This is a genomic window from Shewanella sp. HL-SH2 (assembly GCF_051164935.1).
In the GTDB taxonomy this organism is placed as follows: domain Bacteria; phylum Pseudomonadota; class Gammaproteobacteria; order Enterobacterales; family Shewanellaceae; genus Shewanella; species Shewanella glacialimarina.
Genome location: NZ_CP195035.1, coordinates 2,953,039 through 2,973,075 on the forward strand (window position 1 = coordinate 2,953,039; position 20,037 = coordinate 2,973,075).

At 41.6% G+C, this 20,037-nt stretch carries 20 protein-coding genes and 1 tRNA gene; 12 read left to right on the forward strand and 9 right to left on the reverse strand.

Annotated features, from left to right (window positions below; genetic code table 11):
• The first annotated feature begins 821 nt into the window (after positions 1-821).
• Both ACRWP9_RS12855 and ACRWP9_RS12860 read left to right on the forward strand, forming a co-directional pair.
• The gene (locus ACRWP9_RS12855) at positions 822-1,901 is read left to right on the forward strand and encodes a type II toxin-antitoxin system RnlA family toxin (protein ID WP_434926341.1); all 1,080 of its coding nucleotides are present in this window, start codon (positions 822-824) and stop codon (positions 1,899-1,901) included.
• A gap of 5 nt (positions 1,902-1,906) precedes the next feature.
• On the forward strand, positions 1,907-2,245 hold the full coding sequence (locus ACRWP9_RS12860; protein ID WP_434926342.1) for a type II toxin-antitoxin system RnlB family antitoxin: 339 nt from the start codon (positions 1,907-1,909) through the stop codon (positions 2,243-2,245).
• A 260-nt stretch (positions 2,246-2,505) separates the two neighbouring features.
• On the opposite strand, the gene ACRWP9_RS12865 is transcribed toward ACRWP9_RS12860, so the two are convergent.
• From ACRWP9_RS12865 to punC, 5 genes are all read right to left on the reverse strand, one after another.
• Positions 2,506-3,117 carry a hypothetical protein gene (locus ACRWP9_RS12865; RefSeq protein ID WP_434926344.1) on the reverse strand — a complete coding sequence of 204 codons (612 nt, stop codon included), beginning with the start codon at positions 3,115-3,117 and terminating at the stop codon, positions 2,506-2,508.
• A 147-nt stretch (positions 3,118-3,264) separates the two neighbouring features.
• Positions 3,265-3,540 carry a transcriptional regulator gene (locus ACRWP9_RS12870; protein WP_182743084.1) on the reverse strand — a complete coding sequence of 92 codons (276 nt, stop codon included), beginning with the start codon at positions 3,538-3,540 and terminating at the stop codon, positions 3,265-3,267.
• Positions 3,541-4,028: 488 nt separating this feature from the next.
• Positions 4,029-5,360: a tyrosine-type recombinase/integrase gene (locus ACRWP9_RS12875; protein WP_434926345.1), complete on the reverse strand. Its 1,332-nt coding sequence runs from the start codon at positions 5,358-5,360 to the stop codon at positions 4,029-4,031.
• A gap of 87 nt (positions 5,361-5,447) precedes the next feature.
• A tRNA-Ser gene (locus tag ACRWP9_RS12880) sits at positions 5,448-5,537 on the reverse strand.
• Between the two features lie 89 nt (positions 5,538-5,626).
• Positions 5,627-6,895 (reverse strand): purine nucleoside transporter PunC, encoded by a 1,269-nt coding sequence (punC, locus tag ACRWP9_RS12885; protein ID WP_434926346.1) that lies wholly within the window; start codon positions 6,893-6,895, stop codon positions 5,627-5,629.
• Positions 6,896-7,008: 113 nt separating this feature from the next.
• Between punC and punR the strand changes: the two genes are divergently transcribed.
• From punR to ACRWP9_RS12915, 6 genes are all read left to right on the forward strand, one after another.
• Positions 7,009-7,911 (forward strand): DNA-binding transcriptional activator PunR, encoded by a 903-nt coding sequence (punR, locus tag ACRWP9_RS12890; RefSeq protein WP_434926347.1) that lies wholly within the window; start codon positions 7,009-7,011, stop codon positions 7,909-7,911.
• A gap of 414 nt (positions 7,912-8,325) precedes the next feature.
• On the forward strand, positions 8,326-8,985 hold the full coding sequence (locus ACRWP9_RS12895; RefSeq protein ID WP_226415474.1) for a Bax inhibitor-1/YccA family protein: 660 nt from the start codon (positions 8,326-8,328) through the stop codon (positions 8,983-8,985).
• A gap of 57 nt (positions 8,986-9,042) precedes the next feature.
• Positions 9,043-9,432, forward strand: a complete 390-nt coding sequence (gene tusD / locus ACRWP9_RS12900) for a sulfurtransferase complex subunit TusD (RefSeq protein ID WP_434926348.1) — start codon at positions 9,043-9,045, stop codon at positions 9,430-9,432.
• A 12-nt stretch (positions 9,433-9,444) separates the two neighbouring features.
• A complete protein-coding gene (tusC, locus tag ACRWP9_RS12905; RefSeq protein ID WP_434926349.1) occupies positions 9,445-9,801 on the forward strand; it encodes a sulfurtransferase complex subunit TusC in 357 nt (118 codons plus the stop codon).
• A complete protein-coding gene (tusB, locus tag ACRWP9_RS12910; RefSeq protein ID WP_434926350.1) occupies positions 9,798-10,094 on the forward strand; it encodes a sulfurtransferase complex subunit TusB in 297 nt (98 codons plus the stop codon). Before tusC ends, tusB begins: the two co-directional genes overlap by 4 nt.
• A gap of 17 nt (positions 10,095-10,111) precedes the next feature.
• Positions 10,112-10,441 (forward strand): TusE/DsrC/DsvC family sulfur relay protein, encoded by a 330-nt coding sequence (locus tag ACRWP9_RS12915; protein WP_226415904.1) that lies wholly within the window; start codon positions 10,112-10,114, stop codon positions 10,439-10,441.
• Positions 10,442-10,556: 115 nt separating this feature from the next.
• Here ACRWP9_RS12915 and lolE read toward each other — a convergent pair whose 3' ends face one another.
• Genes lolE through ACRWP9_RS12930 form a run of 3 tightly spaced genes read right to left on the reverse strand, consistent with a single transcriptional unit; the run spans position 10,557 to position 13,757 of the window.
• Complete coding sequence (gene lolE, locus ACRWP9_RS12920; RefSeq protein WP_434926351.1) at positions 10,557-11,798, reverse strand: lipoprotein-releasing ABC transporter permease subunit LolE; 1,242 nt, start codon at positions 11,796-11,798, stop codon at positions 10,557-10,559.
• A complete protein-coding gene (lolD, locus tag ACRWP9_RS12925) occupies positions 11,791-12,513 on the reverse strand; it encodes a lipoprotein-releasing ABC transporter ATP-binding protein LolD (protein WP_434926352.1) in 723 nt (240 codons plus the stop codon). The genes lolE and lolD overlap by 8 nt, the downstream gene beginning before the upstream one ends.
• On the reverse strand, positions 12,513-13,757 hold the full coding sequence (locus tag ACRWP9_RS12930; RefSeq protein WP_434926353.1) for a lipoprotein-releasing ABC transporter permease subunit: 1,245 nt from the start codon (positions 13,755-13,757) through the stop codon (positions 12,513-12,515). Before ACRWP9_RS12930 ends, lolD begins: the two co-directional genes overlap by 1 nt.
• Before the next feature lie 156 nt (positions 13,758-13,913).
• Here ACRWP9_RS12930 and ACRWP9_RS12935 point away from each other — a divergent pair, with 156 nt between their 5' ends.
• From ACRWP9_RS12935 to ACRWP9_RS12950, 4 genes are all read left to right on the forward strand, one after another.
• Entirely contained in the window at positions 13,914-14,534 is a 621-nt protein-coding gene (locus ACRWP9_RS12935) for a hypothetical protein (protein ID WP_434926354.1), read from the forward strand.
• 28 nt (positions 14,535-14,562) lie between these two features.
• A complete protein-coding gene (gene mfd, locus ACRWP9_RS12940) occupies positions 14,563-18,072 on the forward strand; it encodes a transcription-repair coupling factor (protein ID WP_434926355.1) in 3,510 nt (1,169 codons plus the stop codon).
• Between the two features lie 77 nt (positions 18,073-18,149).
• Entirely contained in the window at positions 18,150-18,818 is a 669-nt protein-coding gene (locus ACRWP9_RS12945; RefSeq protein ID WP_434926356.1) for a CsiV family protein, read from the forward strand.
• Between the two features lie 14 nt (positions 18,819-18,832).
• Positions 18,833-19,168 (forward strand): CsiV family protein, encoded by a 336-nt coding sequence (locus ACRWP9_RS12950; RefSeq protein WP_434929057.1) that lies wholly within the window; start codon positions 18,833-18,835, stop codon positions 19,166-19,168.
• Positions 19,169-19,479: 311 nt separating this feature from the next.
• Here ACRWP9_RS12950 and ACRWP9_RS12955 read toward each other — a convergent pair whose 3' ends face one another.
• Positions 19,480-19,950 carry a hypothetical protein gene (locus tag ACRWP9_RS12955; protein WP_434926357.1) on the reverse strand — a complete coding sequence of 157 codons (471 nt, stop codon included), beginning with the start codon at positions 19,948-19,950 and terminating at the stop codon, positions 19,480-19,482.
• Positions 19,951-20,037 lie beyond the last annotated feature (87 nt).

The window sequence follows — 20,037 nt, forward strand, 5'->3', positions numbered from 1 at the left end:
ATTAGATGCTATCTTTACACTTTTAAACTATACGCACTAATGTTCATTTAGGGTGTACCTTAAGTTTACGGTTAGATAAAAGCCATAAATATCAGTAGATAATTGAATGTAAGGTTAATTTCGAGGGGATGGTAACAAAACTCCAACTTGTCAGGAATAGGACTTGTAAAAACGAAGTTGCTCTGTAGCCCAGTGATATCATGACCTCTAGAGCATTAAGCGAATAATATGCCGTTTATGCACAATACCCCTTTAACCCCCAATTATCTCAATTTGAAGCAATTCAGTTATACCTGTGTAGATAACCAGTCTTTTTAGCGGCAAGTAAAGCCGTTAAAAAAGATTACAAAAAGTAAGATTATATTGATTCGTTCTAAATAGCCTCGTTGCTACCGCTGACTAGCAATGGGGCATAAACGTGCCAGAACTGATCGGCCTGACACGAGTTTGGACCAAAGCGCGTTAGCCCAAAGCCTGCGCAAAAATGGCGGGGTTTTACGCATGAACCAGACTAGGCAAGTCTGGTTCAGTGAATCAGTCTGACCTAGAGTGATTCACTGGCTGATTTTTGGACATTTCCGAGTTACGGCCCACAAAGTACTCTGAGTATTTGCATTACATGAAGTATGGCAAATGAAGTCGAAAAACTCAGTCTGTTCATTATTCTTAATTTGCGACTCATAATCGTCAGCTCCCTGATTCAAGTCCTGATGGCCAGCATATTAACCCCGTAGCCGCAAGGTTTCTGGTTTTTTACTATTTTGTCGCTTTCGTATAATATGCTTACATTTGAGCTTAGCTACGCTCACAGGGAGTGATTAATGTCCGACTACAAAAATCTAAATCTCGATAGAGATACAATTGATGCTCACGTTGCCAAGTTTTTAGAATGCAACAATATGGTAGAAGACGGCGAGCCAACAGTAGTCGGAAAAGCAAAGCGTTATAAATTCGGTTCTGCTGGATCGAAGTTCGCTATGGTAGACCTTTACCTGAACCAAGATGGTACGACAACCATTAGCCACAGAATTGGCAGCAATCAGGAACTAGGTGAACATTTTGCTGATTACTTGAAAGCAAGTATCAATCCAGCAGAATCTGAATCTGTAAATCTGTCTATTGACGGAATCAGGGCAGAAGATTTCGATTCAGTAATTGCTTTCATCAATGATACGGGTGAGTTTGAAATAGAAATCAATCGTGATGAGCCTGCGTGCAAGCAAATCACGCTTAAAAGCATTGCGCACCAAGACCAACTTAAATTAACCAGCCATAGAACCACGAGAAATATGCAAATACAGGGGAGGCCTCTATCTTGCTATCGGCGAGTGATTTTCATGCTGACCGATCTGTTAGATCTTAAAGCGCTTGCTCAAGTTCTCTACAAGAAGGACGATAATAGTGCAGAGATAGTTCGGACTGAAATGGCAGAAGATCACCTAAAGCGATTTTTTGTGAAAAGTTACGAACAATTGTCTGCGCAGGTAAAAAAGTTGTTGATTTCGAGTTGCTGTGTAAAACTTGCATCGCCTCAGCTCCCCGATTATTGCCTTCTGCTATACCCAGATCTCAGGGCGTTAGAAGGAGTGTTGAAGCTACTTCTTGACAGCTATGGTATGTCTGTTGCTGACGCTGAACATGGTTTTGGTGATTTTTTTAACGTCGACACAAAAAGTGGGCAGTGTACAATTAAGCCAGCTTTCAGGGCCCAAATCGGAAATGCCGCAATGGAAAGCGCCTTCAATGTCGGCTATAGTTTTTATAGGAAACATCGGCATACCTTATTCCATATGGAGGAGTTCGATGGCGGTAGCCGTTTAATATCAAATTTGGAGATGGCTATTAGTCTTTCAAACGATGCTTACAATGCCATTGATAATTTGTATACCGCTAGAACATGACAATTATGATCAAGAAGATACGCATTATAGGTGAAATTGCTGTGGTTACTGCTACCGCAGCCTTTCACCCTTTGCGTCAGTTAAAACAGCTAACCGTAGAACTCGATAACTTACAGTTCGAGGGTACGGTTTTATTCGATTTGCTAGCCGTAAATGGCTTGGCAGAGAACCGCTTTGCATCCATGAAATTCTCCGAACGGAAATTCGATCGATCTTCCTTCGCGCTTGAATCAGAAGTGAACCCAAGTATCAAAGACGAACAAGACACTATTGCCAAACAAGATCAGACGTTCTTACTTGGCAGCGTCCTCTCATCCGAAGAAGTTAAAAAATTTACTCACTGATCTTTGCGCGGTTGTTATTGCTCACATAACATTACTAGGCCCCGTAAAGAGAAGTACGGGACAGGTCTTGCTTCTTGCAGTTCATTACTTTTATATATCAAAGTTACCTGAATATCAGTGTTTGAACTTTAGGTTGTTACTCATAAAGGGGCAAAGATGGGTCAGCAGCGATCGCACTGGTTCGAAGGTAGATGTCGACGTGACATCAGCATCACTGACCCCATGCGTTTACACTACCGCTCTCACGTTACAAAAATTCATCATGTAGACTTTACCCACTGTTTGTAAAAATCAATTTCTAGCATTTCAGTGATTAAGCGATTAAACGAGCCTTTGTCACCGTAGGAACTAGCTAGGTCTTCAAAAGCTAAGTATTTACAGTTAAACGATAACGTGGGAAAACCATTTGAGAACCACTTATCAAGCACTGCCGATCGAGCAATTAGCCCCCACTTATCTGAAACCAAATATTTTTCTCCTAGATAGGTGATATAAAGCTCTTGATTAATGCATTGAGCAGGCAACTGCCGCTCCAAAATGGAAATCATGCTACCTGATACACGAGAATCGTTATGGGAAGTTTTACAGGGTTCCATAAAACGCTTGGTAAACTCATTTTTTGATAGTCTGTCTAGGCCCAGTTTTGCCTCAATAGGGAAGCATGTCTTAGCTTCAGTATCTAGAATGCAAATGTCTACTTTATGTACACCATCAAAAATTAACCCTGCACAAGCATCAAGTCTAATTTCTGGTACCGCAATAAAAGTCGAAGATTTGAGCTCCATTGCTTTCATCAAAATTGACCTTACGGAGTTAGAACGGTTAAACAGTTCGCAAGCAAGCGCTTCGCCAATATGACTCAGTTCAATCAAAATTTTCTCTTCCTGTATTGCTACACTTTAAAAAATCGAAGATTTTCGATTTAACTAAACACTACACTGGTTAGAAAAAGTAGGTCAAATACCTATTCGTAAAGTGTGACAGATAATCATGCTAGCTAGGAATGGGGCAACTGTGAGTTACATTGGGAAGTGTTCATTTTCATATGTTTCAACTAATGAAATCCATTTTTCGAGCTCAGAACCTTCCGCGGTATTAGGTATTGCATCAAACAATCCTTCAATTTTCTTTAATGCTGCACGATACTCATCATCAGAACTCAGGGGCGTATCTTCGCAATCCGTGACAATCTCATTTCCAACAGAAGGAGAATCAAGCCATTCAGCTAAGTCATCAGGTATTGGTGCCGTTACGTCACATTTTGAGAGCAATATATTGAGTTTAGTATTCTTCATTATCAATTCTTCTCTTTGAATCGTCACCGTTACAGCAGCCACTCTGTAGTATGACTGAAATTGGGTCTAATTTATCCTGACACTTTGGGGGCATAAACGTTTTAGCAGGTTTAATGCAGAATCCCTATATCTTTAAAAAATAAAGGTCTAGCTAAAACTACTTACTCACTCTTTAACACAAATTTTTTTACTCTCAGTGAGAGCAAAAAGGTTTGTTTCGCACTACCCTGTAGCTGATGATATCTGGGTTACAGAGCATTTAAGACAATTTAATAAATAAGCAATGTTTGAAACATTTGTTTGATTAAACTGTTATATTTCGCACTCACTGACTGCGAGCCATTTTCAACAGCCTAATTATTCGCTCTCTGCTGTAGCGAAATAATTACAGCTTTGGCAGTGTTTGTGCCTCAACTGACACTGTTACTGCCAATCGAGACAGATTGTTAATTTAGGTTTAAAGTTTATTTATTAACCACACCCGATCATCAAATGTCATATTCAATTCTCTCAATATCCTTAAGCAATGCTGCAACGTTTATATCTTTGCCGTAACGACTGAAAGTGATGTTGGGATTAGCGTGACCGACGATTTGAGCAACGATGTGCTCGCTGATATCCAGTTGCTTCATTTCATCGATAAACGTGTGTCTGAAGCCGTATGCTGTTGGACGCTTATTTGCTTGCATACCTATTTCGTTTTGAAGCTTTGCCAGCTGTTTGCAGTGGTTTTTTGACCAGTCTTCGTTTATACCAACGGGTTTATAATCAAACAGCTGGGTATGTGTTGATTTTCGCTGAGTAACGAATGCCATAAAGCCTTGTTCAAGTAATGCGTTATGAATTGGCACATAGCGCTTGGCATTGAGGTTCTTTAATCGTTGTAAAGCGCCACTGTCATCAACGCTAATGCAGTGTATGCCGTCGATTAGCTTGATATCGGCTGGTTTGAGCTGGCAGGCTTCTGAGGGCCTTAAACCACCATAAAGCATCAAACGGGTGACCCACTTGAAATCGATTGTTGAAGCCTTGAATGATGAGCTGCGAAGTAGGCGTTTAAGTTCAATGTGCGTCCAGCGGTCTCTAGCTTGATTCGGTTTAGCTTTTGGTTTTTGACCTACAGTAACGCTTTCAAAGGGGTTGTGGTTGCAATAGTTCATTAGTTGGCACCATTTAAAGAACTGGAATACAGCAGCTAAGTACTCTTTATTGCTTTTGTAGCTTCGGCCTTGAATCAGTAAAGCATCTCGATAGGTCATCGCATCAGCGCTGGTGATATCGTGCACACATTTGCTCTCAGCGTTAGTTTTGGATCTTGATTTATCTTTTGATGATACGGTATCAATAAAATGCCTAGTACGCTGCTCAAGTTGCTTGATAGAGAGCGGTCTGATGGCTGATTTTTGTTTTGAAATAATAAATGCGCTTAATGCTTCATTTAACGCTAAGACAGGCATTGCTTGAGCCACAGTGGTGGTTTCACGATATTCCGACAACTTAGTGTCTCTAATGGGGATAGCATGAGGTTTCGGCGTGATGTTGAACGTAATATCAGAATCATCAGCATCAAACTGAGCTCTAAGATGGTTAATCACTTCATCGACGTAGCGAATAAAGTCATTAATACGGGTTTTATGGTCAATAGACTTGATGATTTTTTTGAGTGTTCCGGCAACATCAATGTTACGGATGACCGCTTCTGCTCTGTCACGAGTCAGTAAGGAGACTTTTACGTCAAAGGGGTAGCCCTTGTCGCGTAAATATTTGGATAAACAGATACGTGTGAAGTATACGTTGTTGGGTGCTCGATAAAGATACATTGTCTGAGTCAATCCTTATGGAGAGCCCCTCAAACGCCAGAAACAAGAAAAGCCGTTGATAATCAACGGCTTTTCTCGTATTTAATGTGGCGGAGGGATAGGGATTTGAACCCTAGAACGGGATAAACCGTTGCCGGTTTTCAAGACCGGTGCATTCGACCACTCTGCCATCCCTCCGAACGCGGCGAATAATATGACAACCTATTGATGCTGTAAAGTCCTAATTGAAAAAAAATGTTCAATTGTCTACTTTAAGATCACTTTGGCTAATCTTCATCCTTTTTAAAGGCAATTCTTGCTGGATCTGGCATTGTGAAAGAATTTTTAAAGCTTTCCCATGTTGTATGACGACTGGTGTAATAGGCGCTAAATACCATCACTGAACAAATTAAAATGCCTAAACCGATTGCCTGCTCACCTGCTCCAGCAAATGCGGCCACAATACTTGATGCGCCAAATGCGACATTGATTTGAATAAAGTTCTGTAAACCAGCAGCTTTTGCGGCATCATCTTTAAATGTTTGCAATGCATTGTTCACTACAATGGGGTATATCGCACCATTTGCTGCGGCCATAAAAGCAAACACGATTAATAGTGGATAAATGGTTGTCATCTCAAACACTATGGTCAAAATTGAGATCAAGATTGTTGTGGTAAAGAACAGGCCTAACTGCACTTTCAATGCGGTTTGACTGCCAAGACGTTTAATGAGTATTTTTCCGCTATAACCACCAACAATGAACATGATAGTTTGTGGAATAAAACTTAAGCCGATCGCAGTTGCATCAAAACCAAATTTATCCATTACCGCAGGCCACAGGGTTAAGTAAGCAAAGAATGCACCAGAACAAGCAGCAAATATCATCACATTACCCACATAGAATGGATTTGCTAACATTTGCTTGAATGTCATCGCTTTATCTTTATCGGCTTTAATTGCTTCTGCGCTAGGCTTGTCGGCTTTGACAAATATTTGTGTCATCAAAATCAACAAAACACCGAGTAACGCTAAACAAACAAAAATACTCTGCCATCCCCAATACGATAAGAAAAACGCACCGATTGAAGGCGCTATCGCGGGTGATAACGCAACCAGTGGCATAATGTTAGACAATACATGCTGAGATTCTTGAGCATCATACTTTTCAATGACCAAAGCTTGCCAAATTACACTGGCACTGCACACTCCTATAGCTTGAATGAAACGGCCAATGTTCATCATGACAATATTATCGCTAACAATGATTAGGCCAGTAGCCATAACAAATAGCAATAAACCTAATAGCAGTGAATTTCGCTTACCCCATTTTTCAACCAACTTGCCATAAAGCAGTTGACCAAAAGCTAAGCCCGCTAAGAATGTCGTGAGCGACATTGCCACATCCGCAGAGGATGCATTAAATGAGCCTTCAATTGATTTAAAAGCAGGCAAGTACATATCGGTGGCAATAAAACACAGCATACTCAGAATGGTTAAATAGAGAAAAAAACCAGCTTTCTCAATAGCACCAGGGGATTGTTGTTGTTTATTCATATCTAATACTCAAATTAATTTTCATTGGAACTAGTTTAATTATTAGAAATTCATCTGTGAAACGTTTATATTTGAACACAGCCATCAAAAAATATCACAGCAAAGGTTGCCCTATGCTTTCAGAACAAACGTTACACATGATTGATATTGTCGCCCGATTAGGCAGTTTTACTGCGGCGGCAAATGAATTACATAAAGTGCCGTCAGCGGTGAGTTACGCTGTTAAACAAGTAGAGACTGATATTGGCGTAGTGTTATTTGAACGCCACCATAGATCGGTAACCTTAACCCAGCCAGGAGAGCATTTTTTAAAACATGCTCGAGAGTTACTCAGGCAAATGGATGAACTGAAACGTGAAACACAACGAGTTGCCAATGGCTGGCAACCCACTTTGTCGATTGCGTTAGATAATATCGTACGAGCTGATAAAATCAGTTCCTTAATTGCTGATTTTTATCGCCATTTTGATGATGTTGAATTAATTATTCAAATTGAAGTGTTTAATGGTGTGTGGGAGTCTCTGGCGAGTGGCCGCAGTATGGTGGCAATTGGTGCTACAACCGCTATTCCTGTTGGTGGGGTTTATCAATACCGTGATATGAAAGACATTGAATGGGCATTTTTAGTTAGTAAAAACCATCCATTAGCCGCGATTGATCGACCGCTTGAAGACGATGAACTGAGACAATATCCCGCTATTTGTTTAGAAGATACCTCAAGAGAAATCCCCAAACGCACTACCTGGCTTTTAGACAATCAGCGCCGTTTAGTAGTGCCAGATTGGATAAGAGCCATTAATTGTTTTCGCTCCGGCTTAGGCGTGGGTTATATGCCAATTCACCTGGCGCAGCCGTTTATTAGCGGTGGAATGTTAATTGAAAAGCAATTAATAAACTCTAAACCCTCTAGCCCTTGCTGCTTAGCCTGGGATCAAGACCGTATGACCCCTGCGCTGCAATGGGTGTTAGATTATTTAGGTGACACAGAAAAATTACACCGGGAATGGTTGGCTTAGTTTTATTAGCTTTATTTTATTAGCGTCATTTTGATAACTTAAACGATTTGCATTTTGTGCTTCACACAGCATCACTTGGATTGTATTTGACATTAATTTTTGGAAACTAATAAGTTGAGTTTTCAGCTTTCGCCCTCATATTTACTGATATAGATATAAAAAATGCTAGCGTAATAATAATGCTAACGTGAAAGTACCCTAAAAGCGTTATTTTTAATATTGGCTTAAGCTAGCTTGATAACAATGGTGACATATTTAAATTTAAATGGCTTAAATTATTGGTTAACCCTTATTTATGGTGCTAAATCGCTATGTTTACTTTAAGCTGGGTCATATAAATTAATTAATTAATCAACTATTTGCGTGTGGTTGTTTATTGTTCAGAATACGCATTTTACTGTCTTGGAGACTGTTATGAATCAACAAACTTTGTCGGGCCATCAAGCTACGACGGTGGAAACAAACAAACTTATCAAAAACACCTATATGCTGTTGTCGATGACGTTGGCATTTGCCGCGGTAATGGCGGGTGTGGCCATGGCGTTAAATATTGGTCCATTCATGTCTATCGGCTTATCATTAGGCAGTATTGTGGTTATGATAGTCACCTTGAAAAAAGCCGATAACGCGTCAGGTTTAGCGTGGATATTTGCTTTCACTGGTATGCAAGGTGCATCACTAGGTTACATTTTGAACCACTATGTCGGTTTAGCAAATGGTCCTGAGTTAATCATGCAAGCCTTTGGATTAACCTCAGTTATATTTGTGTCGCTGTCAGCTTACGCAATCACCACCAAGAAAGATTTCAGCTTTATGGGTGGCTTTTTGTTTGCAGGTTTATTAGTGGTTATCGGCGCATCACTGATTAACATGTTTGTGGGTAACGGCGTAGCATTTGTGGCGATTCAAGCTGCTGTAGCACTGTTGATGGTAGGCTTAATCCTTTATGATACAAGCCGTATCGTAAACGGTGGCGAAACCAATTATATTCGCGCTACCATTTCGTTATTCTTAAACTTCATCAACTTATTCATGGCGCTACTGCACTTATTAGGCATGAATAACGACGATTAATCGTCATTGACAGTAATTTACGATAAAATGGCCTAAATTAGGGCCATTTTTTTTATAATGAATAAATTTATTGTACAAGTGAACGGACCAGCCTATGGGTCTACTGCCAGCTTTAGAGCGCTTAAGTTCTGCCAAGCTGCGGTTTCTGCTGGCCATCAAATTGTAAAAGTCTTTTTTTATCAAGACGGTGTTTACAATAGTAATGCCCTTAATTGCCCTGCTTCCGATGAAGTTAACCTACAGCAAATGTGGCTAACCTTCTCACAAGATAATCACACCCCAGTTATCAATTGTGTTTCCGCGGCACTGCGCCGTGGTGTGTTGTCTGAACAAGATGCGCTTGAAAATGCTAAAGCCCATTGGAACAGTAACGATGTATTTGTGATGGGTGGCTTAGGTGAGCTTGTTAGCGGCATAGAACATGCCGATCGCTTAGTGTGCTTTTAAGGACTGACTAAAATGAAACAGATTTGCATTGTATTTCGTCACGCTCCTTATGGCACAACTTATACCCGCGAAGGGATAGATTTTGCCTTACTGAGCGCCAGCTTTGAGCAGCAAGTGTCGTTGATTTTTTGCGATGAAGCTGTGCTGCATTTATTACCTGAACAACTCGCTGAACAGGCCGGAAGTAAAGACTACGTATCGGTTTTTAAAGCGTTTGATTTATACGAAATAGAAACCGTATTGGCCTGTGAGCAGTCTCTTAATGCCATGGGGTTAACAGTGGATGATTTAGCTATTGATGTGCAGTCAGCAAGCGCTCAAGCGATTACAGCACAATTAGCTTTGGCGGATGAGGTATTGGTATTTTGATTTTACATCACATTCAAACATCAACCACGAGTGATAATGCTTTAAGCCTATGTTTAAGATACATAGCGGCTGATGACAGTATTTTATTGGCGGCTGACGCGGTAAACGCCCTACTCAAGCCGCAATTATTAACGGCTATGCAAAATAATGACGTCTATGTGTTAAGTGATGACATTCAAGCCCGAGGCTTATCAGCAAAAATAGCCAAGCTGCAATATCCTAATATTCACCCGATTGATTACCCTGAATTCGTTAATCAAACACTGCGCCACGCTAAGGTCATCACATGGTAGAAAAGTCATTTGAATTTATGTTCGAATTTAATGGACAAGCGATTGAAACAGACAAGCAAGGCTATCTTAAAAGAGTGGATGATTGGCAGCTTGATATGGCGCCCGTTTTAGCGGCTACTGAAAACATTGCCTTATCTGAAGCGCATTGGGAAGTTGTTCATTTTGTGCGTAACTTCTATTTAGAATATAAAACCAGCCCAGCTATTCGGGTATTAGTGAAAGCCATTGGCCAAAGCTTAGGAGCGGATAAAGGTAATTCCAAGTATCTGTATACCCTATTCCCCGTTGGTCCGGCTAAACAGGCAACAAAAATTGCCGGATTGCCTAAACCCGCTAAATGTCTTTAAGATGAATTGCAATATTATTTGATAAAAGTGCCTTTAATGTTAAAGGCACTTTTTATGATCTAGCCGTTTACTCGCTTGCAAATAGCTGAGCAGTTTATTAGCGACCAGCCAATTATTATCGACCAGCCAAGGCCGCTGCAGGGGCAATTTTAGTGGCTTTCCAAGCGGGATAAATCGTCGCCAACAAGCTCATTACTAGTCCAATAAACACCACAAAAAGTACATCGTGGGTTTGTAATTGTGATGGCAAAAAATCGATAAAATAAATGTCCGAGTCCAACAGCTGGATCCCTAACATTGATTCTAAGCCCTTCGCTATCGCACTTAAATTGATAGCAATCAACATACCTAAAATACCGCCTATCGAACAACCTAATAAGCCGTTTAGTCCGCCTTGCATGATAAAAATAGCCATAATAGCGGAGCGTTTTAATCCCATGGTCATTAAAATTGCAATTTCAGACGCCTTGTCGCGTACAGTCATCACTAACGTCGACACAATATTAAAACAGGCTACGGCGATAACTAACGCCAACACTAAGTACATCACCATCCTAACCAATTGAATATCTTGATAAAGGTGACCTTGGGTTCGCGTCCAGTCATTTAGGTATAGATATTGTTCCTGCGCATAACCTAAGTCGCGGGTAACGCTAGGGGCGCTAAATACATTATCGACTTGTAATCGAATACCACTGACGCCATCGCCCATATTCAATAGTTCACTTAAATATTTTAACGGCACATAGGCTTGTGAGGCTTCAATTTCACCACCTAAATCATACACGCCACTGACCACAAACCGATGACTTTTAGCGGCACTTAAGCGATTGTTGTTAGCGGCAGGCGTGTACATTGCCAAGGTATCGCCCACCTCTAATTGCAGTTTGTCGAGTAAACTGCGACCCAGCACAATATGATTGTCTGAACCTTGCAAAGACTGCCAGGCACTGTCATTCATATATTGCGCAATGCTTGATACTTGCGACTCATAATCAACATCAATACCATTCACCACAATGCCCTGAAAACCACCAGGCTTTTGCACTAATCCCTGCAAGCGCACAAATGGCGCTAAACCGGTAATTTGCGGGATGTTTTTAGCGGTTTCAGCAATGGCTTGCCAATCTTGAATCGGCTCATTCACGCCGACTAATTCGCCGTGTGATATCACCCCCAGCAATCGGGTTTGTAGCTCTTTTTCAAAGCCGTTCATGGCTGACAATACAATTATCAATACCGCCACACCCAAGGCGATACCTGCGGTAGAGGCAAATGAAATAAAACCAATAAAACCATTATTTTGCCGCGCGCGATAAAAACGCCAACCAATTAAAAAGGGTAACCATTTACTCATGGTCACTTCCTACTGACGGGTTATTAACAGCAACCTGTAATACGCCATCTTTCATGGTCAATTGACGGTCCATTTTAGCGGCTAATTTATGGTCGTGCGTTACCACCACAAAGGCTGTACCAAATTGCTGGGCTAGTTCACGGATCAATTGATATACGGTTTCGCCACTGCTGGCATCTAAGTTGCCCGTTGGCTCGTCGGCTAACACTAATTTAGGTTGATTAATTAGCGCACGGGCAATCGCTACACGTTGACGCTCGCCGCCGGATAATTGCGCTGGGATATGCTCCAATCTATGGCCTAAACCAACCCGCTCTAATAACACTTTGGCATTAGCTAACGACTGTTGTTTATCTTTACCTTGAATAAAAGCTGGCATGGCGACATTTTCAATCGCACTAAATTCTGGTAACAAATGATGAAACTGGTAAATAAAACCTAAATCTTGGTTGCGCAGGCTTGCTTGTCTTGCCGATGATAGCTGATAAATATCTTCGCCATCTAACATAACCGTGCCATCACTTGGGGTGTCTAACGTGCCCATAATATGCAGCAAGGTACTTTTGCCCGACCCTGAACTGCCTACTATTGCTAACTGTTCGCCTTTGTAAACCTCAAGATTAACATCAGTAAGCACCTGGGTGGTGACGTCACCATCATGGTAATGCTTACTAACATGGCTAATGGTTAATAAAACCTGTTTTTTCTGGGTCATTATTCGTATCTCAATGCGGTAGCGGGTTGAACCTGTGCGGCGCGTAACGCTGGGTAAATAGTAGCTATTAGGGTAATCAACAAGGTGCCAACAATAATGACACTTAACTGAGCGAATGATAATTGCACCGGCAGTGTTTGGCCTGCGCCCAGAATAGAGACACCTAAGGTGGTTAAAATCTCATTTAAGTTCAGGGATAAAATAACGCCAATAAGGGTGCCTAATCCTAAGCCTAACAAAGCATTTAGCGAGCCTTGCACGATAAAGATGTTCATTACAGCAGCTGTCGTTAATCCCTGGGTTTTAAGCACTGCTACATCTGTGGTTTTATCAACCACCATCATGACCAATGCTGACACAATATTAAAAGCCGCTACCGCCACAATAAGGCTGAGCATTAACGACATCATGTTTTTTTCCATATTTACCGCAGCAAATAAATGGCCAAAATCAGCACGCCAGTCACGGTAAGTTGCTTCAACACCTTGATTTTGTAACAGCTTGGTCGTCAATGGCGCGATACTAGCAACATTAAATGGATCAGTTAAATACACTCGCAGCTCAGAAATAACATCAGGGTCTTGGCGCATTAAGCGACGAGCGTCTTGATAATGTACATAGGCAACTGAAGCGTCAACCTGAGCGCCCATTTCAAATACGCCGGCCACAGTAAATTTACGCTGACTTGGCACAGGACCTAGCGGTGAATACACCACACCATCACCACTTAAAATGCGAATTTGATCGCCGGTTTTAACCGCTAAGTTTCTAGCGAGTTCGCTACCTAATACAATGGCATAGCTTCCCGGTGTTAACGCATCAAAGGCGCTTGAATATGTGTGGGATATAATGCTCGACAAACCTTGTTCAAGCTCAGGGTAAACGCCTAATACTTGCGCAGCGGCGATATTAGCACTGGATTGCAGCATGCCTTGGGTGGTCGCACTGGGCACAATGCCGACAATGTCATTCTTTAGTTGTTTGTGTTGCTGTAAAAAGGTGGCTTGAGCCTGCCAATCATCAAATCCTGTTTGATGCACTAAGGTCAATTGCGGTACAGCACCTAAAATGCGGTTTTTAAGTTGCCCTTCTAGGCCATTCATTACCGAGCTGACCACAATTAACGCGGCCACACCGAGAAAAATACCAGACACGGCAAACAACGTGATAAATGACGCAAACGCATTGGCTTTACGTGCACGCCAATATCGAAACCCCATAAAAAAAGAAAATCCAAAATTCATATAAAATTTGTCATCCAATGCGCATATTAGCGCGTATATTGGTTATGCTTGAGTCAAAATTGACGCTAAAACCATTACAAAAAGCTTATGACTTGCTAAACCATCAAGTTGGGCATGATAATAGGTGTATTAGATTGATAAATAAAGAGGCAAACCTTGATAAACGATAGCAATTCTTATTTTAGCGTACCTCACCAATTTAATGTTTATCTTTCGGCCTGGGATAAACAACGTCCTATCCCTGATGACACCCAACTCAGGCAAATGCAATCTACTGGACTTAAACTACTGTCAGAAGTTAAAGCGCTTGAATCAAATTGCTTGCTGCAGTTACGCCAGCTAGACAGTGCGACCCAATCTATTGTTGAATTTTTAAAGTTACAATCCCGTAAAGTCGATTTAGTATTGCAGCATGTGCTTGAAAAAGAAGCCCAAGCTGGTGTGCAATATCAAGGACATCAGTTTGGCGGCAGCGGCTTGAGCCTTTTTTCAGACAAACAAATGGATGTTGGCAGTATTTTTAGTTGTCATATATATCTTCATGCAGAAGTGGTTGCCGTACTGTGTATTTGTGAAGTCACTGGCTCATACCCAGCAGATAAACAAGAAGCCATTGCTCCAAATAATCCAGCAACGATTGAACAGGCATTATGGCAAACTGACCTCGCCTTTATTCAAATTTTAGATGAAGATGTTGAACAGTTAGTTAAAGCCAGTTTAACTGTGCAACAAAAAATGCTTAAACTGCGCAAGCAGCTGCGTAAAGACAATCTGTAAGTTCTCTTAATACAAGTTAATCAATTAAATGAAACAATTTAGTGTAATCGCTCCGCCAAGTGTTAAAAAAGGCCAACAACAGCAAGTTTTAACCACCCTAGGCGGCGTATCCCAAGCGCTCACTGTCGCAAATTTAATTAACCAGCATTCAGGCACTAGCTTGATTGTCACCCATGACACCCCAAGTGCACTGACCTTAGAAGCCGAACTCAGCTATCTTTTGGCCCATACCGGTGTCAATGTGTGTTTATTTCCTGACAGAGAAACCCTGCCCTACGACAGTTTCTCACCGCATCAAGACTTAATCTCGCAGCGCTTAGAATCACTGGCGCAGATAAGCCAAAGTAATCATAACGTGGTGATTGTGCCGGTAAACACCTTGATGGTGCGACTCCCGCCAAAATCATTTTTAACCGCCAACGTGATGATTTTGAAAAAAGGCGACATATATAGCCTTGATCAAGTTCGTCAGCATCTTACAGATACCGGCTACCATATTGTTGATCAAGTCTATGAACACGGTGAGTTTGCCATTCGTGGTTCGATTATTGATATTTTCCCTACGGGTTCCAAACAGCCACTGCGTATTGAACTGTTTGACGATGAAGTGGAAACCATCCGCTTTTTTGATGTTGATACCCAACGTTCAGGCATGGCACTTGAGCAAATTAGAATGCTGCCCGCGAAAGAGTTTCCTACAGACAGTGCTGCAATTGAAGGCTTTAGGCTGCGATATCGTCGCCGTTTTGAAGTGATTTCTAAAGAAGCCGAATCAGTGTATCAATCGGTGAGTCGTAATATCATGCCAGCGGGCATAGAAAACTATTTACCGCTGTTTTTTGATGAATCATCTAGCTTATTTGATTACCTGCCAGAACAAAGCCAGCTTATTACCTTGGGTGACATTGATAAAGCCTGCGAGCATCATTTACAGGAAGTGCACAGCCGTTATGAAGATCGCCGCGTTGATCCATTAAGGCCCCTATTAGAACCCAAAGAGCTTTACCTGCTAGCGGACCAACTGTTTGCGGCATTTAAACCTATGCCCCGCAGTCAAGTTATTAATGCGGTGTTTGATGAACAAGGTCAAATTAATCCAGATTCACAGCCAAAACATGCGCTACTTGCTAAGGCAAATAGCATTAGTGATATCAATGCCAATCACAAACTCAAACAACCCTTATTAGCACTACAAGAATACAGTCAACAGCATCCGCAAATGCTGTTTGTGGCTGAATCTGAAGGTCGACGTGAAGCGTTAATTGAATTGCTGGCAAAAGTTGGTATTAAACCAAAACTGTTTAAGCACATTGATGACTATGTCACCGCCAAAGAGTTTATCGGTTTAGTGGTATCTCCGCTTTCTCGCGGATGTGAGTTAGAGCTAGGATCTAAAGGTAAAGTCAGCATTATTTGTGAAACCGAATTATTCGGTCATCGTATTTCACAGCAGCGTCGACGTGAGAAGCAAAAACAAGTCAGTACTGATGTGTTGGTTAAAAACTTAGCCGAACTAAAAGTTGGCCAACCTATTGTGCATTTAGAGCATGGTGTCGCGCTTTATCAAGGATTAGAAACCTTAGACACCGGCGGTTTAGTCGCTGAGTATTTAAAACTTGAGTACGCTGGTGGTGATAAACTTTATGTGCCTGTGTCTTCACTGCATTTAATCAGCCGTTTTAGCGTCGGTAATGATGAAAACACTCAACTAAATAAGCTAGGCAACGAAACCTGGGCCAAAGCCAAGAAAAAAGCCATTGAACGTATTCGCGATGTTGCCGCTGAATTACTCGATGTTTATGCCCGCCGTCAAGCACGACCAGGTGAAGCCTTGGCACTTGATGAAGAAGAATACGCCGTATTTGCCCAAGGTTTCCCCTATGAAGAAACCGTTGACCAAGAAAGCGCGATTCATGCGGTATTAGCAGATTTACAAGCACCTATGGCGATGGACCGTTTAGTGTGTGGCGATGTGGGCTTTGGTAAAACAGAAGTAGCTATGCGCGCAGCCTTTGTTGCCGTCAATGCCGGAAAACAAGTCATCGTATTAGTACCCACCACCTTGTTAGCACAGCAGCACTATGAAAACTTTACTGACCGCTTTGCTGATTGGCCATTCGTAATTGAAGTGATGTCACGTTTTAGAACCACTAAAGAGCAAAATCAAGTGGTGCAGTCATTAAGTGAAGGCAAAGTGGATATCGTTATTGGTACCCATAAGCTGCTCACAGCAGAGGCTAAGTTTGATAACCTCGGCCTACTGATTATTGATGAAGAACATCGCTTTGGCGTGCGTCAAAAAGAAAAGATTAAAGCCTTACGTGCCAATATCGATATTCTGACCTTAACCGCCACGCCTATTCCGCGCACCTTGAATATGGCCATGTCGGGTATGCGAGATTTATCGATTATTGCTACGCCACCAGCAAAACGTTTAGCGGTGAAAACATTTGTGCGCGAGTACGATATTGCCACTGTACGAGAAGCCATTTTGCGTGAAATTTTACGCGGTGGCCAAGTGTATTATTTGCATAATAATGTCGAAACCATTGAAAAAGCCGCCCAGGACATTCGCGACCTATTACCCGAAGCCAGAGTCGTAACCGCCCATGGCCAAATGCGTGAACGCGATTTAGAAAGAGTAATGGCTGACTTTTATCATCAACGTTTTAACGTACTGGTATGTACCACTATTATCGAAACTGGCATTGACGTGCCTAGTGCCAATACCATTTTGATACACAGGGCTGACATGTTTGGTTTAGCCCAGTTACATCAATTACGGGGCCGAGTGGGCCGTTCACATCATCAAGCTTACGCCTATATGATGACACCGCACCCAAAACGTATGACCTCAGATGCGCGTAAACGCTTAGAAGCCATTGATGCACTGGAAGATCTGGGCGCAGGATTTTTGTTAGCCACCCAAGATTTAGAAATCCGTGGAGCAGGTGAATTACTCGGTGATGAGCAAAGCGGACATATCAGTAAAATTGGTTTTAGTTTGTACATGGAAATGCTCGAATCAGCCGTCAAAGCGCTTAAGGAAGGCAAAGAGCCGTCATTAGCCTATATGATGAATGCGATTTGTGACATTGACTTACGTATTCCAGCCTTGCTGCCTGAAGATTATGTTGGTGATGTTAATATGCGTTTATCACTATACAAGCGAATTGCCAATTGTGACTCTGAAACCATGATTGATGAACTTAAAGTCGAGTTTATTGACCGTTTTGGTATGCTACCCGATCCAACCCGTAACTTGATGGACATTACCTTATATAAACACCAGGCAACAGAGTTAGGGCTGCAACGTATTGAGATGCACTCAAAAGGTGGCAGCTTAGAATTTGGAGCGGAACATAGGGTCGATCCGATGTTTATCATCGGTTTATTACAAAAGCAGCCACAAATCTATCGAATGGATGGGCCAAATAAGTTAAAGTTCACCATTCCAGCTGAAACCAGTAAAGACAGGCTCGAATTATTAAAGACTTTACTTGAACAGCTTGCTAAACATCAAACTGGAGAGCAGTAGTGCTTTTGAACATAACAGTACTTTTTAAAAAAAATGTGCTTTGCAAAATATCAGCGTTACCCAGTATCGCGATAACCATGGCAACGCTCGGTGCGTTAACGTTTTCATCTCAAGCCCAAGCTGAATCTTGGTTTGAGGTTGAGGTATTTGTTTTTGAACGTGAAAGCTCATCGCTTGAGCAATGGACTAATGCCGTTGCACCGAAAATTAGCGATCGTGCGGTCGACTTCATCACGCCCTTAATCAGCACAGATATTACCGGCGTTGCTGCGGGACTCAGTGGTTGTAGTGCTAATGATTGGTCTACCGAGATCACCCCAGACTGTAATGACCCGTTAACCAGCAGTACGGTACGCAGTCACCCAAGCCAGGTGCCATTTACTATTGCAGCATCAAGTGAACAGCAAGCTTATATAGGCACAGGGCCACTCTTGCTTGCCGACAGCCAAAGCAAATTTAAAGATATTATCCGTACCGTTAGCCGTGAACGTAATGTCAAACCGGTTGTGCACTTAACCTGGCAACAAAATATGGAGTCACAGCGCAGATCAACTCCGGTAAGAATATTTGGTGGGAAAGACTTTTCGAAACAATTTGATTATCACGGCCAGCAAGTGAGTGGACAATCTCAAACCGAATCGTCATATCAACTGTCAATGAATGACTTTTCAACCTTGGGCGATATGACTCAAACCGAGCAAAAAAACCGGTATGGGAGCTCGACGGCACCATCAATATTTATTTAAGCCATTATTTATATATTGAAAATAATTTAGCGCTGCGTAAACCGACTCAAAAGTTAGTCGAGTCTAACCGTAGCGAGTTCAATCAGTTTAATGCGGTCAATACTCAAGTTGAAAAGACGATGAAGCCGTTTTTACAAGTGATCCCATTAGCGCAAAACCGTCGGGTACGCAGTGGCGAAATTCACTACTTTGATCATCCGCAAATGGGCATGGTAATGCAAATTCGCAAAATGGCTCAGCCTACCTCGGTAAAGCCAATTGATTTAAGTGAACCTAGCTATCAAGCCCAACCAAACTCTCAAAGTCAAAGTCAAAGTCAATCCGGTGTTGTGCAACCCTATGGCCAGTAATCCTTAAGTTAATGCTATCTAGGTGAATAATATCTAGAACGAGTACAAACCGGATCATGTATCCGGTTTTTTTATACTTAAAAATATGCTTACTGTACGACGATAATATAGTTTGATAAAAAATTAAGGTTGTCATGAACGGTAATGACGTAATAGTTTGATAAATTATCAGAGGACAAATTTCATTTTTTGAGAATAAAGTTTGATCACTTTGAAACTCACTTTTGGACAAAAATGAGCTAGAACCAAACTCTAAAAATGACGACTAGTGTTAGGAAAAGTATGGGAATCGAATATTCGATAACGCCGCATTAGTTGCACTTTAACGCTTTCTTGATTATTGAAATATTAATATTATTTTTGCCCCAAGTGGCAACTGATGACTTTTTATAAGGAGATGGGCGAGAGTTAATTGTAATTGTTTGCTCACTGAAAGTTATAGTGACTAATTCCCCCCAACTTCTCCATGTTGCTTTGGTATGGGCTAATATTTCAGATGAATCATCTGATTCGAGTATTTCCCACTCATTTTCCTTTATTGCCGCAATACATAAATCAAAGTTTTCTTTGGTTCCCGGTTTATCTAAAGTAACCACCCTCAAGTTTTGTTTTTGTTTAAAGTGGAAAGCGGCTGCCATAAGAGTAAAAGGAATTGCCATAATTAACGAGATAGAATCAAACTCAAGCATAATGATTGAATAGCCCGCCATTCCTAAAAAGAATGCGGGAAGAATATAGAGAAAAAACCAATCTTCTTTTTTCGGCTCAATACTTTGATCCAACACTGTATCCTCGTACAACTAACGCCCCTCTAATAAGAGAACCATGTGCTGGCGGGCGATTTGCCCAGCAAATGGCATGACAGCCTT

Excerpts from the sequence above, each read along its gene's own strand:
- ACRWP9_RS12855 (WP_434926341.1), top strand. The coding sequence starts at position 822 with ATGTCCGACTACAAAAATCTAAATCTCGATAGAGATACAATTGATGCT.
- ACRWP9_RS12860 (WP_434926342.1), top strand. The coding sequence starts at position 1,907 with ATGATCAAGAAGATACGCATTATAGGTGAAATTGCTGTGGTTACTGCT.
- ACRWP9_RS12870 (WP_182743084.1), bottom strand. The coding sequence starts at position 3,540 with ATGAAGAATACTAAACTCAATATATTGCTCTCAAAATGTGACGTAACG.
- ACRWP9_RS12875 (WP_434926345.1), bottom strand. The coding sequence starts at position 5,360 with ATGTATCTTTATCGAGCACCCAACAACGTATACTTCACACGTATCTGT.
- punC (WP_434926346.1), bottom strand. The coding sequence starts at position 6,895 with ATGAATAAACAACAACAATCCCCTGGTGCTATTGAGAAAGCTGGTTTT.
- punR (WP_434926347.1), top strand. The coding sequence starts at position 7,009 with ATGCTTTCAGAACAAACGTTACACATGATTGATATTGTCGCCCGATTA.
- ACRWP9_RS12895 (WP_226415474.1), top strand. The coding sequence starts at position 8,326 with ATGAATCAACAAACTTTGTCGGGCCATCAAGCTACGACGGTGGAAACA.
- tusD (WP_434926348.1), top strand. The coding sequence starts at position 9,043 with ATGAATAAATTTATTGTACAAGTGAACGGACCAGCCTATGGGTCTACT.
- tusC (WP_434926349.1), top strand. The coding sequence starts at position 9,445 with ATGAAACAGATTTGCATTGTATTTCGTCACGCTCCTTATGGCACAACT.
- ACRWP9_RS12915 (WP_226415904.1), top strand. The coding sequence starts at position 10,112 with ATGTTCGAATTTAATGGACAAGCGATTGAAACAGACAAGCAAGGCTAT.
- lolE (WP_434926351.1), bottom strand. The coding sequence starts at position 11,798 with ATGAGTAAATGGTTACCCTTTTTAATTGGTTGGCGTTTTTATCGCGCG.
- lolD (WP_434926352.1), bottom strand. The coding sequence starts at position 12,513 with ATGACCCAGAAAAAACAGGTTTTATTAACCATTAGCCATGTTAGTAAG.
- ACRWP9_RS12930 (WP_434926353.1), bottom strand. The coding sequence starts at position 13,757 with ATGAATTTTGGATTTTCTTTTTTTATGGGGTTTCGATATTGGCGTGCA.
- mfd (WP_434926355.1), top strand. The coding sequence starts at position 14,563 with ATGAAACAATTTAGTGTAATCGCTCCGCCAAGTGTTAAAAAAGGCCAA.
- ACRWP9_RS12945 (WP_434926356.1), top strand. The coding sequence starts at position 18,150 with ATGGCAACGCTCGGTGCGTTAACGTTTTCATCTCAAGCCCAAGCTGAA.